The following is a 15,633-nucleotide window of genomic DNA, read 5'->3' on the forward strand; positions in this document are numbered from 1 at the left end:
CTAAACGTAAACCTGATGGGCCGGCAGGCCCATCAATTACCTTGCTATTCCCCTCTTTGGGTTGCCTACTTTGAATTGAAGGAAATAAAATGGATTTACAATACCGCACAGAAAAAGACAGTTTAGGTGAAGTAAACGTGCCATCAAACGCCTTGTTTGGCGCACAAACTCAACGTGCCAAAGATAACTTCAACATTAGTAGTCTGCTGATGCCCGCCCAATTTATTCAAAGTCTCGCCCTGATTAAAGCTTCTGCCGCCAAAGTGAATGGCCAATTGGGCTTACTGGAGCCAACCGTTGCAGATGCCATCTATCACGCTGCAATGACTTTAGCTGCAGGCCAGCATATTGAGCAGTTTCCCGTCGACGTATTTCAAACAGGCTCTGGCACCAGTACCAATATGAACGCCAATGAGGTGATCGCTAGCCTTGCCAGCGAACAACTCAAGCAAACCATTCACCCCAATGATGCGGTAAATTGCAGTCAGAGTAGTAATGATGTCATTCCAACCGCCATTCACGTCAGTGCGCAATTGGCCATTTCACAACAACTACTCCCTGCTTTAACTAAGCTACAAGCAACGTTAGCAGCAAAAGAGCAAGACGTGGCTGGCCAGCTTAAAACCGGCCGTACCCATTTAATGGACGCCATGCCTCTGAGCTTAGCACAAGAGCTTTCTGGCTGGCGCGCGCAATTATCCCTAGCGGCAAATAGAATTACAGACAGTCAAAAAAGATTATGCCAAATAGCACAAGGTGGAACCGCCGTTGGCACAGGAGTCAATGCCCCCGATGATTTCGCCGCACTATTTGCCCAGCAATTATCAAGCTTGACTGGTCAACCATTTAGCAGCGCCGATAATCTATTCAGTGCGTTAAGTAGCCAAGACACCGCGGTTGAAGTATCAGGCCAGCTAAAAGCATTAGCAGTCGCGTTACTGAAAATAGCCAATGATTTACGCTGGATGAACAGTGGCCCGTTAACTGGCCTGGCTGAAATTACTCTTAAACCGCTGCAACCGGGCAGCAGTATCATGCCCGGCAAAATTAACCCCGTGCTACCCGAAGCCGTGGCAATGGCAGCGGCGCAGGTGATAGGTAATGACACAACGATTACGATTGCTGGCGGCTCAGGCAATTTTCAATTGAATGTGATGCTACCGGTAATTGCTTTCAACTTATTGCAAAGTATTGAACTACTCACCGGAAGCTGCGACGCCTTAATGACCACCATTGCTGACTTTACAGTGAATGCTAGCCAGTTAGAGCAAAGCTTAGCTCGTAACCCTATCTTAGCGACCGCCCTGAATAACGAAATTGGCTATAACAAGGCAGCCGAGATAGCTAAGCGTGCCTACGCGGAAAAGCGCCCAATATTAGATGTCGCAAAAGAGATGACCGATTTAGACGAGGCTTATTTAGCTAAGTTGCTCAACCCCGAAGCCTTAATTTAGCATGATTAACATGCTCCCTCTCCAGAGCCAACAAACCCTTTAATGGGCCATTGCGCTAATAGCAGCCGCAATGGTTCATCAAAAGAGCATATTGGCAAATACTCACATCAATAAGCTGCCATTCACTCCTTGCTCTTTTCCCTTAAACACCTCCCTTAGTACAGAGAAAATAAGTACTCAGAGAGTACTCTGACAGACAGCGCCCAGCCAGAATCAACAACACAAAACAGTTTAAATCACCTAGTGCTTTTCCCCTACTTGGATCTATTTTTATCAAGCTACACTAAAGTAATCATCAAATAAAAGGAGGTGTTAATGGCGAAGTTGAATCTTTTATAAATGACATTAACCCTCACCTACAACCCAAGTTAATTGCGTCGGGTTCTAGGGTGAATAAAAGGAATGAGACCATGCAAACGATTGTTAAAAAGCTTAGCTATTTTCCATTAACACTCACCCTTGCCGCAGTGATATCGGGCTGTGATTCAAACACGGCTGAAATTCACTGGACCAGCTATGGGGTGCCGCACATTAAAGCCAATAACTACACTGCACTGGGCAAAGGGCTTGGCTATGTGATGGCACAAGACCGCGCGTGTAACTACCTTGACGGTATTATTACCGCAAAAGGCGAGCGCGCTAAGTTCCTAGGAGCAGGTATCAATAATACCAACATTACCTCCGACTTTGCTTATCTACACTTAGCCACTTACCAAAATGCAAAAACAAACTTTCAGCAACTTGATCCTAGAAGCCAAGCGTTGATGACTGGCTTTACTAAAGGATTTAATCATGCGGTACAGAAAAATAAACATTACGCAAAAGAGTGTGCAGCACTCGTGCAACCGATAGATCAATACGATCTGTATGCACTTAACCAATCATTAAATTACTGGGCATTTGTTGAAGTATTCTTGGCTGAGATTGGCTCAGCACAACCAACGGCACCCAGCGCGAACAAGCGGCTATTAAACAAGCCCGATTCGTTCCTTGATAAAATGAAGGGCAGCAACGGTTGGGCATTAGGTAAAGCAATGACCGACAGCGGTAAAGGCATGCTACTGTCAAATACACACCTGCCCCATGGCGGCAAATTTGCTTGGTATGAAGCGCAGCTCACTATCCCTGACGAACTGAATGTCTATGGCAGTTTTTTACCCGGTTTTGTTACTCCTGCCCTTGGCTTTAATGAGCGTTTCGCTTGGACGCACACTTGGACCAACTCAACGCCAGGCTCGGTTTACACGTTAACTCCCGCCGCTGATCAAGCATTAGCGTACCAATATGGCAATCAAGTTAAGCCACTGCAAGCCAACAACTATCAGATTAGTGTTAAACAACCCAATGGCTCATTATCTGAGCTATCACGGACCTTATATTCAAGTCACTACGGCCCGATCATCGAATTTACGGCACAAGGCCGATTTGTCAGCTTGAAAGATGGTGCCAGCCAACGCAGTGATCAAACTGATTACTGGCTAAAATTAGCCCTAAGTCAAAATGTAGATGACGCCATCGCTTTAAATGAACTCGGCTATCGCACTGGCTCACAAAATATAGTGATGTCAGATGATAAAGGCAATACCTTCTATGCTGACTTGGCATCCGTGCCTGATCTCAGTGCAACAGCGCGGTCAATCATCAACGCAGTACCTGAATTACGCGCTTGGGGCGGTGTATTGCTCGACGGCTCTAATCCCGTCTTTGAGTGGCAACAAGCCGTTCCTTTTAACCAAGTACCACAACGCCAATCTGAACATTATGTACAAAATGCCAATGAATCCCCTTGGCTGGTTAATATCGAAAACCCCATTGTTGGCTATTCGCCCCTATATGGACCCAGTGAATACCCGCAATCACCACGCACTCGATTAAGTGTGGCAATGCTTGAGCAATTTAAAACAAGTGGTAAAAAAGTCACCCTAGGGGATCTGCAACATACCATGGCCGACAAGCGCATCTTTCAAGCTGAGTTGGTCATTGAAGACTTGATCCAACGCTGCCAAAGCTATGATCAAGTGCAAGTGAACGACGAGACTGTCAACATAACACAAGCTTGCCAAGTACTATCGAACTGGGACAAAAAAGCCAATATCGACAGCGTTGGCACTCATATATTCAGAGAATACGCCTTGCAGTTTTACAAAATTCGCGATTTGGCCAGTTGTAATGGCCAATGTTGGCTAACTCAATTTGACCCACAAGATCCGGTTAATACACCGGCTGGTTTGCCCGCGGTATCAGATCCAACTACCGATCTTCATCTGGTCGCATTAGCCAAAGCAGTCATCCAGCTTAACCAAGCCAATATTCCTTTAAACGCCCCTTTAGGCAACATTCAATCCCTCGTCAAAGGTGAAGCGGAGTATCCTATTGCGGGTGGGTATGGTGACGTGACAGGCAGCTTTAGTACTGTTGCCGATAACATGTCGCAAAACCCTGCTAATGCACTAACGGAAAAAGGCTATCGCATTAATGTTGGCGACAGCTTTATCTTTCTCGCGGAGTTCACCAACCAAGGTGTAAATGGACGAAGTGTGCTGCTTTATAGTCAATCAAATAATCCAAACTCACCCCACTACTTTGATCAAGCCCCCTTAATCGAAGGCGCGCAATACAAACCAATACGGTTTAAGCAAACCGACATACTCACCGATGAGGATTACCGCTTTGAGCTGGTTTATATTAAATAACCGCAGGTTCCTAAGCAGTTTAAACAAGGGACTTGTCTAAGATCGAGCCAAAAACACTGCCCCTGAGCAACGAGTAATCATTGCGCAGGGGCCTTGAAATAACCATTGAAGTACAAGACTTTTGGATAAAAATCATTTTGGACAATAAACTACCCATTTCACTTTTTATCAAAATGCTTCAAGGTTATGTGGTGCAGGAGGCGAGAAACCTCTGGCAAGCAATCATGGCTTTTTACATGAAAATTCAAGGGCTCTTTCAGGATCATTAGGCAAAGACCAACCTGGTCCAGTGCTGAGTTCATAATCTAATCTCAACATCTCATTTTCATGAATTACAATAGGGGCGCATCGACGAAAACGAGTACAAATACAGTACTCACCCGTCTCTAGTTCATGTTCATAAAAACCTTTCTCGTCACTTTGTATTGACACTAATGGTGTCACGGCTTCATTTAGATCCATTGAAGGTTGATCATAAAAAATATCAATGTTGAAACCTGAGGCAAATTCAACATGGTTATCACCAATATCATCATGGCTAGTTATCGCACCAAAAACCCCCTGAGTAATTGAGAGTTTATTTTTCACATCTAGTGGCACAGGTTGGTTATCTGAGGACTCACTAGTGCAAGAAATTAAAAAACACGCAAAAATGGGCAATATTGATTTAGGAAAAAATTTGTTGCTTAGATAGTTCATTCTTCACTCTTATAATTGGCTTAGTCTAACTGAAATGTCTTTAAGGTGTCTGTTTAGCAAGTTAACTGACCAGGGTAACTAATGGACATTAAAGAATCCCACCAAAAAAAATTATATATTTTTGACTAAATTTTACTAATGATAAACAGCGCTCTTTCTTTAACTGAAACCTTAGGCACTTCAATTAAGTCATAGCCAAATTTAATATATGCGCTCACCATTTCATGGTATGTCGCGATTGCTTCAATGAAGTCCTGCTTTCGTTCAGCGTCATATTCATAGATTTCTTCCCAAGGTGGAAAAATGAAAACTTTACGGCAATAAATTAGTTCACCACATTTCGCTAGCAAAAGATCCGATATAGGTATGCGCTCAAGTTTACTGTACCCATACGAGTCGATAATACTTCGGTCGTAGAGCGTAATTTCAGAACCACCAAAGTTCTCGTAATTATCGATTTCTTCAAGAACCATTTCGTCTCGAAATGCAGCCTTGTCCAACCAAGGTAATGCCGTACCTTGCGATTCTACTTGGGCTTGGATAACTTTTCGCCCAACTTCAGGTACACTCGCGTACCCAATCTGGCGCAGATATTCGATAACTGAAGTCTTTCCTGAACCTGGGCCACCTGTAAAAACTACTCGATTATTCAAACAAAACTCCATAGACGGTTAACGCCGTAATTTGCGACTTTCGAAAGTGGAGACCGAAGGCCGGAGCTTTTGACAGCCCGACACCTATTCTTATTGTTATGTGGTTCTTGGCGCGAACATGATGATTGCCATTCCCAGCATCGCTACACAAACACCTACTATGTCCCATAGGCTAGGTCGAATACCGTCTACGACCCACAGCCATAAGATAGCTACGAAAATGTAAACACCGCCATATGCTGCATAAACTCTACCTGCTGCTGTTGGATGTAAAGACAATAACCATGCAAATAGAACAAGGCAGAAAGCTGCTGGTACCAATAACCAAACAGATTTATCCTCTTTCAGCCAAAGATATGGCAAATAACAGCCTAAAATTTCTGCAATAGCTGTTACAAAGAAAAGACCTATCGTTTTGATTTCTAGCAACTTAAACTCCTATTAATGCTGCAACCACAATCGTGGTAGAGTGTAGTGGTACAACTATTTTGGCCACCTGATTAGAGGTGATAAGATCACCGTAACTAAGCAGGTATCAATATGTCAAAACGTACAAGACTAACTTATTCACCAGAATTCCGACTAGAAGTTGCCCAAGAAATCGTCGACAAGGGGCGCTCAGTTCGCGAGGTTGCTGAGTCACTAGAGTTAGGCAAGTCAACCGTCGATAAATGGGCAAGACAGCTTAAAGAAGAGCGAAATGGCAACCTATCGAGTGCCATGCCGATGACGCCAGACCAAGTCAAAATACGCGAGCTAGAGCGTAAGATTAAACGCCTTGAAGAGGATAACACCATCCTAAAAAAGGCTTCCGCTCTCTTGATGCAGGACTCGCTCAAAGGTTCGCGTTAATAAGGGAGCTAAGCGCTTATTGGGGTGTTGAACGGCTGTGTAAGGCATTTGAGGTCAATCGTAGTAGCTATCGTTATTGGGTCGAGCGTCATCATGAGTTAGACCCCAAAAGGCTGAAACTCATCTCTGAGCTGAAGCGCTGGTTTGGTAAAAGTTGTGGTTCGGCAGGTCAAAGGACGTTGCAGGTACTGCTCGCTGATTCAGGCTTTAAAGCTAGTCGGTGGTTGATTCGCAAGCTGATGAAGGAGAAGGGTCTCGTCAGCAGGCAAATCCCTAGTCATCGTTATGCTAAAGCTGAAAAAGAGCACTTAGGTATTCCGAATTTGCTAGATAGGAACTTCAAACCAGACGCTCCAAATCGGGTTTGGACGGGCGATGTGACGTATGTTTGGACAGGCTCTAAATGGCTATATTTAGCCGTTGTGATTGACTTATTTGCAAGACGCGTTGTTGGCTGGGCAACCTCAAAAAGCCCAGACAGCGAGCTAACAAAGAAAGCATTGAGGATGGCCTATGAGAGCAGAGGAAAGCCAAAGGGCTTGATGTTTCACAGCGACCAGGGCTGCCATTATACCAGTAAAACTTATCGTCAATTGCTTTGGCGGTTTGGTATAAAGCAAAGTTTAAGTCGCCGAGGTAACTGCCACGACAACGCCCCCACTGAACGTTTTTTCAGAAGTTTTAAAACCGAGTGGATGCCAAGGTCAGGTTATCAGTCATTTGCAGTGGGTGTTGAAGCGATTAACAATTACATTATCGGTTATTTCAATCGCTACAGGCCTCACCAGTTTAACAAGGGGCTATCGCCACAAAAGGCTGAAGCAGAATGCTTCAAAACTTATAACGAGGTGGCCAGTTTTAGTTGACCACTACAGAGCGACCCATTACTGGGCCGACCCCACACAGTTCCGGACGTGCGCTGATTTAAAAACACAAGACCGCATCGAGCTTTTGCGCTCTTAAGTTATATATTCGCGCGTGTAAATCACCACGCACCTAGTACCAATCTACGTGAATAAATCGCTTACTCACTCTTGGTCTTTCTATGGCCTAATACATTAGCATCTTCTTGAAATTACACCAATTGTAACTTCGTCTGCCACTTCGCCTATTCAACCATTTATATAAACTGTGCAGCACATAAATTTACAGCCTATCTAGGCTGAGTCTTTTGTCAGGCAGGCCAAAGTTTACTGCACCAAATACAGTGCTTGCTATTGCCGTTGCTGCAACAGCTACTGGGAATTGAGCCACTGAGCCAACCGACGCGAACTTGCCCTTACATCCCTCCAGTTCGTCTTGAGAAAGGCATTCAGGCGAAGCGCAGTTAACGCTCAATGCAGCAATTTACTTAATAAGAAAGGAAATCGAGCTTATCGAGGCTCCGGGGATAATCTGAGCATTGTCCAACAATTGAATATGGGGGGGTCGGCTTCGCGACACCTATTCTTATCTGTTAGGCACTTTCTTCACCAAGCCATATTTTTTCTACGTACCCAGGTTCTTTCAGCTTTTTGAGTTGTTTTACCAAACCAGCCACACTAAGTTTCTTAAGTGCTTCTGGTAGCTCATTGTTTAGTATTTTGTATACACTTGACCAATCGGCCTCTGTTTCAACTCTGCCATGATCGAATCTCAATAGCTCTGAGTTATATTCTAGTTTTTTATTAAAGCTATCAGGTGTCAGTTTGTATGGATACTCCATTGGTTTAGTTGCATATTTCTTTTTAGGAGCATCCATGAACCCAAAGTCTTTGGGTCTAGCACAAAGCACGAAAGCTTTTGTTCCAGTTTGTTGAAATCTCCCACCTAAGCCGATGTACCCAATAACCCAATTATCAAGCTCTTTAAACGCAAGGGCTTTACCGATGAATTCGAATCCATCTCTCTCTAGCTGATTCAAAAAGTCTGTGTAATTCATTTTATGCCTAACGCCCGTAGCTGCTCCGACTGCCTGCGATTGTTATACGCTCTAAGATGCATGAGTAACTTTTCCCGATTTTATTTCAAACTCAGAATTTTCTTTACGAAAGCATTCACCTGAAAACTGTGAGAAATCTGTGTAACGTGATATTTCTTTGTAAGCAACGACGCTTGAGTCGCCGGTAAATACTGCTAGTGTAATACCGTCGTTGAGATTGATACGACTATTAGCTTCTAAGTCCCAGTCAAAGCCAAGAACCTCTTTCGCCGTAGCATTAGTTGAATATGGGCCAAAAAAACAGACTTTGTCCCATTTGGCATTCACAGCTTGAATGAAATTAAAGCCGCCCGCGTCCCTATCGATCTTTAGCATGTAGTCATAGCTATCGCTTTTACTACACGCGCCACAAGATATTAAAACAAGTATTGGAAGTATATTTCTCATTTCGTATAACGCTTCAAGCTGGGGGGGGTGGGAGTGCAGCGAGTACAAGTCCCTAGACTTGACTTGTTAGCAGCTATGTCCACAAGGCCCACCTTATTTTAATTAAACGGATTAGCATGTTATTTTCTAACTCAAAGCTATCCTCTTCAGATGTATCTGATTCGGTGTAGCTAATCCACCATTTATATAATTCGTCTATCTCAACTTTTGCTAGTCGATGCTTTTCATCTGCATTCCAATCCGTATTTCCAAGAGCCAAGTCTTCTTTCTCTACGAAGTCTTTTAGTAGCTGAAAACAGGCATGCAAAAGTATGGAATCTTTATCCCGCCAATCATCATTTAATGATTCAATTTTTAACAGATTACTTGGTTGCATGATGGTAACTTCTGGCTGCTAACGAGACTGTAGAATAACTCCAACAGCCAAGTTTGACTAAAAAATAAAATCCTACAGCCTCAACGCCGTGGTCAGTGGGCCAGTGCAGTGGAGCATTTTTTATGGTAAAAAGATCGAAGCGATTCCATAAAAATGCGGAGCGTAACTGGCTCCACTGCACCACCTTGTTAGCTGCTTAACCCAGCAATTATCTTATTCACATTAGACTTCCACGCTGGGTAGTCATCTTCATTTTCTTGCCAAAGTTCATTTAGCTCAGATTTTTCAGATACAATAAGATTCATAGCTTCAAGGATTTGTGATTTGAAGCTATCAATCAATGATTTTGGTTGCTTTGAAATCCACTCATCAAAACCTTCGACAGCATCTCCATACTTTGTTCCGTTTAGTATGGAATCTAATACGGCGCCTGAAACTAATACTTCATGGCATTCCTCGTATTCTAAATAGTCGCTATCTTTATGAGCGCAAGCGCCCTTAATGAGTGATTCCGCACTTCCTTCCATGGCCTCATCAATCAAATCGCATGATGTATCATCGTCGAAAATGCCCATTCCCCATGCGCCCATATATATCTCCTAAGTTTAATGTGCAGCTAACGAGACTGTAAAATAACTCCAACAGCCAGATTTGACTAAAAAACGGGGCCCTGCAATCAATCCTAAGCGCTTTTAAGACAATAGGTAATGCATTTGGAACCCATAAAACAGGCTATATTTCTTAAAAAAAGAGAAATTCTACAGCCTCAACGAGCCTGTAGAATTACTCGTTTTAAGATATATTTTTATAATGCACCAAACCATAGCTGAGTTCTTGTTTTGACTCAATTGTTTAGTCTTTTTCTGCTGTGATGAAAATTATCAAGGTTTGGCGTTTTTATGGGAAGTTTCAGGCTGGTTTGGGGGGGATTTCAGGCAATTGGGGGGTTGCCCTGCCTAATGCATCGTCTTTTGCAGCTTTTCAATATTATGAACAAGGCAATACAGCTGCCACTGGGCATTCACTTTGGCTTGTCCCCGTAGCGTCAACTTATTCATGCCTTTATTCACCGTTATATTGCCGAACACGGGCTCGATGCAGCCCAATCGTTTGCTATATTGCCTTCGCCCAATTGGGCTATCTATTTTAACTTTCATTTTATCGATATAGCTCAGCTGCTTGCGTGATTCATCATTTTTAAACTGAACTTGCCGCCCTGTTTTTATCGGGGGCTTTCGCATACATTGCGCTTGCAACGGGCATACTTTGCAATCTTTTAAGTAACCACAGAATTGCGTGTAGCGTTGATGATGGTTTTTCAAATTATCACTGCTGCACCACATTTCATTGCCTGCTGAGCAGCGGCACGTTTGGGTTGTTTCATCATTTGGCTCTCTCAAAGAGCCATCAGCCAATAAAAGCTGATACATCTCTTTAAACATGCCACGGCTTAATAACTCCGCTGACTCGCCACAACCTCACTCATTACGGTTGCTTTGCTTGGACTTCAGTGGCACTTCCTTTATGAAAAGAGTAAACCTCGTCAGTCAGACTGTACTTACCGGAGCGATCTCAGCACTTTAGGGCGGTCCGACGTTTCGGCACGCATCCCCTGTGGCCTACTTAATTCTCTGTGTACGCTTCACCTATCTTGTTCGCTGAAAAAAAATCAGCTCCGCCATAGGCGCAACACTCGATACGGGCGGTGAGTTAAACCTTACCCGACAGGGACTTGCACCCTGCAAGATGCATCAAGCTTCGCTTGACGCACTAACGCCCATCACAGCGGCTGGTTAGAAGCTTAGCTGGCGATGTAGATGAATTGCTCATCACTTGACCACCTAGCCTGTGCCTTTATTTTGTATAAATCAAATGCAGCCTGATATGGATCGGAATCGTACTCAGCTTCTACCATTGCCCAAGCTATCCAATGCGATACTGTGTAATAGCAACCAGACAACTGATATAAAGGCTCACTTAAAAAGAAAAAAGCTTCGTAGCCTTCCTCGCCACAGTGTTTCTCAATGATCTCACACAGTTCATCATCTAAATGGACTGTGGGTGAATCGCTATTCTTAAGAATCTCATGTCTCTGTGATTCAGAGCCTCTGTAAACGGAGCGTTTCTTGGCAGTAGACTTTTCTCCATTTAATTGGATAAGTTCCTCATCTCCAAAATCACGGAGTACGGCCTCGATATCTTCATTTAGCTGATCAAGTTTGCCTAAAAGCTTCTCATCATCAATTTCTGTAGTTTGAGGATGAGTTTTCCTTACTTCGTTAACTCGTTTAAATAATCTATCGCCATTAGGGAATATTGAAAAACACTCTTGTAGCTTTTCATCACTAACATTCCATATGTCGAAATGAAGAGCATAATCTTCTCTGATATCAGGCATAGAATCAGTAGGCTCACCTAAAGCTTCTCTCCACTTCCTTTGCCATTCTTGTTTAATGCTCATATCTATCCATGCTTCTAACGAGACTGTAGAATAACTCCAACAGCCAGATTTGACTAAAAAACGGGGCCCAGCAATCAATCCTAAACGCTTTTAAGACAATAGGTAATGCATTTGGAACCCATAAAACAGGCTATATTTCTTAAAAAAGAGAAATTCTACAGCCTCAACGCCAATTAAGGGGTGAGCAACGCTACCACCCAACCTAAAGCATTGTGCCATAACACTAAATTTGAAGTAGAAGCAAAAATGCCAAGCGTTGGGAATCCCTCTTAAATTGTTATGTGTAATTTCCCACAACATCTGATACTTCTACTGTCATTGCCAAAAAGTTGATACCAGGGTCCAACTCAAAGTTTTGAATTTCGATTTGAGCATGTGACCATTGACGACAACTTATGTCTACGATAGCTGTACCGCCTAAGTAACCTGTAAACCCTTCCTCTATGGTTAAATTAGACACTTTATTAAACTTAAATTTTCTAAAAGTACCAGCCCTGTCATGAACAACCATTTCAATTGAACTGGTCGAAGAATCCCAAGGGTCGATGTTGTATTTAAACTCAACCAAATCAGTATTTGCGAAATCTGCAAAAAGCACTTTTTCTGACAATTTGACCTCCTTACACATCACGAGACTGTAGAATAACTCCAACAGCCAGATTTGACTAAAAAACGGGGCCCAGCAATCAATCCTAAGCGCTTTTAAGACAATAGGTAATGCATTTGAACCCATAAAACAGGCTATATTTCTTAAAAAAGAGAAATTCTACAGCCTCAACGCCGTGCTCTGCGGAAATTTAGGAGAGCCAGCGAGTAATTTTTCCGTAGCAGCACCTTGTTACGTGTTGGTTGGTTCATTTTCCCAGCCTAGTGCGGGCCCTTTATGGATGCCACCTGTGACAAGTATAATTTCAATGTCTTCCTGTGATGGGAAATGATCAGCGTACTCAGGCCATTTCTCCATAACGTATTGTTCCCACCAAACCGTTGGATCAAGTTGATTGACCTTACCATCATGAACACCTTCGAATTTGTACCCATCAGACCTTAAGTCATTCACGGATTTATATAGTGCAGCCTCATAATCTTTGGCAGCAACAAAATAACTAAGAATCGCTCCACTCCATTCTTCGGGCATATCTTGACTGCTACCCCTTGATACAACCAATGGGCACTCAAACAATAAGTTTGAGTCGTTAAAGAGAGGTTCAGTGTTTGATATGATTTTTTCAAGTAAACTAGGAGAGCATGAGTCGGAAAACATTATATCCATTGGTACAATACCTGCGCATTGATTCGCGACATCCGCGCCAATTACCTCTGACGGCTCAGACGACTCGATGACCAAGGAAATACGAGGCTTTTCCTCTCCTTTATATTTGAGCTTCGAGAAGTAGGCATTTCTAATATATGGGAAGGTCTTCAGAATTTTACCGACCTCAAACCTCAGAGCATTTACACCATTGCCATCGAGATCTCCTGCGAACTCCAATTCGGAAACTTTCGCTTCGAATTCCTTATGCTTTTTATTCCCAAATAACTTGCTCAGCACATAACTCTCCTAAGACACGTAACGCGCTGCCAAGGGGTGAGCAACGCAATACCGATGTTGCTGCAACCACCTTAATCACTAAATTCAACGCATAGTAAAAATGCCACGCGTTGCGAATCCCTCTTGAGCAGTTTGTTGAACGAAGCCGCTGCGCGGCAGAGTGTGGCGGATATTTCATACTCAAGTAACCCCTGTCACTTTGATCGGGCTTACTGGAGTAAACCCATGAATACCACCGACCAACAACGCTTTGAATTTCTTTATCAACAACATCTTACCAACTTAACTTTGCAAGGAAAACGCCCGGCAACCATTGATGCGTATTCTCGTGCAGTGCGTCGCCTTTCTGCATTTTTTGACCGTGCGCCCGATGCCATGACCGCGGCGGATTTAAAGACTTACTTTGCCAGTCTGATTGCCACTCATTCTTGGAGCACGGTGAAAATTGACCGTAATGGCTTGCAGTTTTTCTATCGCTACACCCTTGATAGGCAGTGGGAGTGGCTTAACATTGTCAAACCGCCGCAGGTGAAGCGCTTGCCTGATGTGTTGACCTCGGCGCAGGTCGGCTTGCTGATTTCCATGACGGTTAAGTGTCGTTATCAGGTGTTCTTTTTGGTGTTGTACACCTTGGGGTTGCGCTTAAGCGAAGGGCTTAATTTGACCATATCGGATATCGACAGCGCATCAATGCAGGTGCATGTGCGTGACGGTAAAGGCGGTAAAGACCGGCTCGTGCCGCTGCCTGAACGCACCTTGGTGGCGCTGCGCGGTTACTGGGCTACTCATCGCCATCCTCGGTTGTTGTTTCCGAAAATGGGCCCCGACAGCGACAGCCCCATGGATAAAGGCAGCGTGCAAAAAGCCCTCAAGCGGGTGCTGGCTGATTGCGATATTCATCAACACATTAGCCCCCATTCGCTGCGCCATTGCTATGCCACGCATTTACTTGAGCAAGGCTTAGATTTGCGCTCGCTGCAAGCCTTACTCGGTCACGCCAGTCTCAATACCACCGCGCGTTACACTCACCTGACACGCGTGAAACAAGCCGACAGTGTGTTAGCGGTGAACCATCTCGCTGATAAACTGGTGTTGATGTGGGCTCAGTCATGAGTGCCTTCATTGAACTGTTGCGAGCAAATCAGGATGCGCTGCGCCAGCAATACAACCTCAACAACGACATGCGCCGCGCCATTGCTGCCATGCTCCGCTGTCAAACCCAGCAACAAGGCAGCTCAAAGTGGCAATGTCGTCACTGCCCGCATCAGGAAGTGACGCCGTTATCGTGTGGGCATCGGTTTTGTCCGCAGTGCCAACAGCGCACCGCGTCCAACTGGTTATGGCGACAACAAAGCAAGCTATTGCCCACCACGTACTTTATGGTGACCTTCACCTTGCCTTATGAACTGCGCCCCTTAGCCGCCTCACACCCGCGTCATCTGTATCCGCTGATGTTTAAAGTAAGCGCCCAAATCCTTAAAGACTTCGCCGCCAAACAAAACAAAGGCGAACTCGGCTTTACCTCGGTGCTACACACCCACAGCCGACAGCGCAATCTGCATCCGCACTTGCACATCTTAGTGGCCGGAGGGCGCTATGACGCCAGCAAAAAACAATGGTACAAAGGCAAAAAAGATTACTTGTTTAACGCCTTTGCACTAGCCAACGTGTGGCGAGCCAGAATGCTCGAGGCCATCAATCAACACCCAAGTTTAAGCCTGCCCAATCATATTCCAGCGAAATGGATAGCGGATTGTCGCGCCGTGGGGGAAGGATTACCGACGCTGAAGTATCTATCGCGTTATTTATATCGCGGCGTGCTGCCCGATAAAGACATCATTAAGATCACCAAGGATAACGTCACCTTTCGCTATCGCGATGGGCAAACCAAACACTGGAAGCAGCGCACGCTGCCAACACTAAAGTTCTTGATGCTGATGTTGCAACACGTGCTGCCCAAGGGATTACAACGGGCGCGTGACTACGGTTTTTTACGCGGTAACGCCAAAGGATTACTGCACCAAATTCAGTGCTTATTGCTGCCGTTATTGCAATTGCTACTGGGGATTGAGCCACCGAGTAAACCCGAGCGCACTTGCCCGTGTTGCCAGTACAGCATGCGCTGCATCGGTATCCTTCGACCGAGATAATCAACCCCGCAAGGACGCAATAAGGATAATGGCATTCACCACGCCTAGCGCGTCAACAGGAGGAATACGAATAAAGAAACAACACACAGGCAAGCCATAACAAACTGATAAGGTAGGCGTTTACATCATGATCGCCCCTTGCATCTCTCCCGCTCGTCTTGAGAAAGGCACTCAGGCGAAGCGCGGTTAAAGCTCAATGCAGAAATTTACTTAATAAGGAAGGAATCGAGCTCATCGAGGCTCCGGGCTTGTCCAATCGAGTAGGAGGAGACCTCACGGCCTCCGTCCTCTCACACCACCGTACAAGCGTGGGTCGCATACGGCGGTTTCGAATATATTTTTAATGCTTCATACCCACCTAGCAGTGAGTATAAT

Annotated in this window: 16 protein-coding genes and 1 pseudogene; 5 read left to right on the forward strand and 12 right to left on the reverse strand. The window is 44.5% G+C overall.

The window, feature by feature from the left end:
• Positions 1 to 89 precede the first annotated feature (89 nt).
• Positions 90 to 1,454: a class II fumarate hydratase gene (locus tag K6Y31_RS16375; RefSeq protein ID WP_233054015.1), complete on the forward strand. Its 1,365-nt coding sequence runs from the start codon at positions 90 to 92 to the stop codon at positions 1,452 to 1,454.
• Between the two features lie 410 nt (positions 1,455 to 1,864).
• On the forward strand, positions 1,865 to 4,147 hold the full coding sequence (locus K6Y31_RS16380; RefSeq protein ID WP_233054016.1) for a penicillin acylase family protein: 2,283 nt from the start codon (positions 1,865 to 1,867) through the stop codon (positions 4,145 to 4,147).
• Between the two features lie 222 nt (positions 4,148 to 4,369).
• Here K6Y31_RS16380 and K6Y31_RS16385 read toward each other — a convergent pair whose 3' ends face one another.
• From K6Y31_RS16385 to K6Y31_RS16395, 3 genes are all read right to left on the reverse strand, one after another.
• Complete coding sequence (locus K6Y31_RS16385; RefSeq protein WP_232803170.1) at positions 4,370 to 4,846, reverse strand: hypothetical protein; 477 nt, start codon at positions 4,844 to 4,846, stop codon at positions 4,370 to 4,372.
• 125 nt (positions 4,847 to 4,971) lie between these two features.
• Positions 4,972 to 5,499, reverse strand: coding sequence for an AAA family ATPase (locus K6Y31_RS16390; protein WP_233054017.1), 528 nt, complete (start codon positions 5,497 to 5,499; stop codon positions 4,972 to 4,974).
• A gap of 96 nt (positions 5,500 to 5,595) precedes the next feature.
• The gene (locus tag K6Y31_RS16395; RefSeq protein WP_233054018.1) at positions 5,596 to 5,928 is read right to left on the reverse strand and encodes a YnfA family protein; all 333 of its coding nucleotides are present in this window, start codon (positions 5,926 to 5,928) and stop codon (positions 5,596 to 5,598) included.
• Positions 5,929 to 6,039: 111 nt separating this feature from the next.
• On the opposite strand from K6Y31_RS16395, the gene K6Y31_RS16400 reads away from it, so the two are divergent.
• A protein-coding gene (locus K6Y31_RS16400; RefSeq protein ID WP_427901909.1) for an IS3 family transposase occupies positions 6,040 to 7,217 on the forward strand; the annotation gives its coding sequence in 2 pieces (ribosomal slippage) (positions 6,040 to 6,310 and positions 6,310 to 7,217; 1,179 coding nt in all).
• 590 nt (positions 7,218 to 7,807) lie between these two features.
• Here the strand turns inward: K6Y31_RS16400 and K6Y31_RS16405 are convergent.
• The 9 genes and pseudogenes from K6Y31_RS16405 to K6Y31_RS22455 all read right to left on the reverse strand — a co-directional run bounded on the left by K6Y31_RS16405 (position 7,808) and on the right by K6Y31_RS22455 (position 13,286).
• The gene (locus K6Y31_RS16405) at positions 7,808 to 8,272 is read right to left on the reverse strand and encodes a hypothetical protein (protein ID WP_233054020.1); all 465 of its coding nucleotides are present in this window, start codon (positions 8,270 to 8,272) and stop codon (positions 7,808 to 7,810) included.
• Between the two features lie 51 nt (positions 8,273 to 8,323).
• Positions 8,324 to 8,647 (reverse strand): hypothetical protein, encoded by a 324-nt coding sequence (locus K6Y31_RS16410; RefSeq protein ID WP_232804180.1) that lies wholly within the window; start codon positions 8,645 to 8,647, stop codon positions 8,324 to 8,326.
• Positions 8,648 to 8,792: 145 nt separating this feature from the next.
• Complete coding sequence (locus K6Y31_RS16415) at positions 8,793 to 9,095, reverse strand: hypothetical protein (protein WP_233054021.1); 303 nt, start codon at positions 9,093 to 9,095, stop codon at positions 8,793 to 8,795.
• 188 nt (positions 9,096 to 9,283) lie between these two features.
• Positions 9,284 to 9,685 carry a DUF4259 domain-containing protein gene (locus K6Y31_RS16420; protein ID WP_233054022.1) on the reverse strand — a complete coding sequence of 134 codons (402 nt, stop codon included), beginning with the start codon at positions 9,683 to 9,685 and terminating at the stop codon, positions 9,284 to 9,286.
• Between the two features lie 366 nt (positions 9,686 to 10,051).
• Positions 10,052 to 10,480: pseudogene (locus tag K6Y31_RS16425) on the reverse strand (transposase); the annotation flags it as partial.
• 416 nt (positions 10,481 to 10,896) lie between these two features.
• A complete protein-coding gene (locus K6Y31_RS16430; RefSeq protein ID WP_233054024.1) occupies positions 10,897 to 11,556 on the reverse strand; it encodes a hypothetical protein in 660 nt (219 codons plus the stop codon).
• A gap of 277 nt (positions 11,557 to 11,833) precedes the next feature.
• Entirely contained in the window at positions 11,834 to 12,166 is a 333-nt protein-coding gene (locus tag K6Y31_RS16435; protein ID WP_233054025.1) for a hypothetical protein, read from the reverse strand.
• Between the two features lie 228 nt (positions 12,167 to 12,394).
• On the reverse strand, positions 12,395 to 13,108 hold the full coding sequence (locus K6Y31_RS16440) for an enhanced serine sensitivity protein SseB C-terminal domain-containing protein (protein WP_233054026.1): 714 nt from the start codon (positions 13,106 to 13,108) through the stop codon (positions 12,395 to 12,397).
• Entirely contained in the window at positions 13,083 to 13,286 is a 204-nt protein-coding gene (locus tag K6Y31_RS22455; protein WP_345790267.1) for a hypothetical protein, read from the reverse strand. The genes K6Y31_RS16440 and K6Y31_RS22455 overlap by 26 nt, the downstream gene beginning before the upstream one ends.
• A gap of 47 nt (positions 13,287 to 13,333) precedes the next feature.
• Between K6Y31_RS22455 and K6Y31_RS16450 the strand changes: the two genes are divergently transcribed.
• Together K6Y31_RS16450 and K6Y31_RS16455 are read left to right on the forward strand one after the other, a co-directional pair.
• Entirely contained in the window at positions 13,334 to 14,221 is an 888-nt protein-coding gene (locus K6Y31_RS16450; protein WP_233054027.1) for a site-specific integrase, read from the forward strand.
• Positions 14,218 to 15,258 carry an IS91 family transposase gene (locus K6Y31_RS16455; RefSeq protein WP_233054028.1) on the forward strand — a complete coding sequence of 347 codons (1,041 nt, stop codon included), beginning with the start codon at positions 14,218 to 14,220 and terminating at the stop codon, positions 15,256 to 15,258. The genes K6Y31_RS16450 and K6Y31_RS16455 overlap by 4 nt, the downstream gene beginning before the upstream one ends.
• Positions 15,259 to 15,633: the final 375 nt, after the last annotated feature.

This window comes from Motilimonas cestriensis, assembly GCF_021295315.1.
In the GTDB taxonomy this organism is placed as follows: Bacteria; Pseudomonadota; Gammaproteobacteria; order Enterobacterales; family CBDFNC01; genus Motilimonas; species Motilimonas cestriensis.

Bases quoted from the DNA above. Each gene is read 5' to 3' on its own strand.
- K6Y31_RS16375 (WP_233054015.1), top strand. From the start codon at position 90: ATGGATTTACAATACCGCACAGAAAAAGACAGTTTAGGTGAAGTAAAC.
- K6Y31_RS16380 (WP_233054016.1), top strand. From the start codon at position 1,865: ATGCAAACGATTGTTAAAAAGCTTAGCTATTTTCCATTAACACTCACC.
- K6Y31_RS16385 (WP_232803170.1), bottom strand. From the start codon at position 4,846: ATGAACTATCTAAGCAACAAATTTTTTCCTAAATCAATATTGCCCATT.
- K6Y31_RS16405 (WP_233054020.1), bottom strand. From the start codon at position 8,272: ATGAATTACACAGACTTTTTGAATCAGCTAGAGAGAGATGGATTCGAA.
- K6Y31_RS16410 (WP_232804180.1), bottom strand. From the start codon at position 8,647: ATGCTAAAGATCGATAGGGACGCGGGCGGCTTTAATTTCATTCAAGCT.
- K6Y31_RS16415 (WP_233054021.1), bottom strand. From the start codon at position 9,095: ATGCAACCAAGTAATCTGTTAAAAATTGAATCATTAAATGATGATTGG.
- K6Y31_RS16420 (WP_233054022.1), bottom strand. From the start codon at position 9,685: ATGGGCGCATGGGGAATGGGCATTTTCGACGATGATACATCATGCGAT.
- K6Y31_RS16430 (WP_233054024.1), bottom strand. From the start codon at position 11,556: ATGAGCATTAAACAAGAATGGCAAAGGAAGTGGAGAGAAGCTTTAGGT.
- K6Y31_RS22455 (WP_345790267.1), bottom strand. From the start codon at position 13,286: ATGAAATATCCGCCACACTCTGCCGCGCAGCGGCTTCGTTCAACAAAC.
- K6Y31_RS16450 (WP_233054027.1), top strand. From the start codon at position 13,334: ATGAATACCACCGACCAACAACGCTTTGAATTTCTTTATCAACAACAT.
- K6Y31_RS16455 (WP_233054028.1), top strand. From the start codon at position 14,218: ATGAGTGCCTTCATTGAACTGTTGCGAGCAAATCAGGATGCGCTGCGC.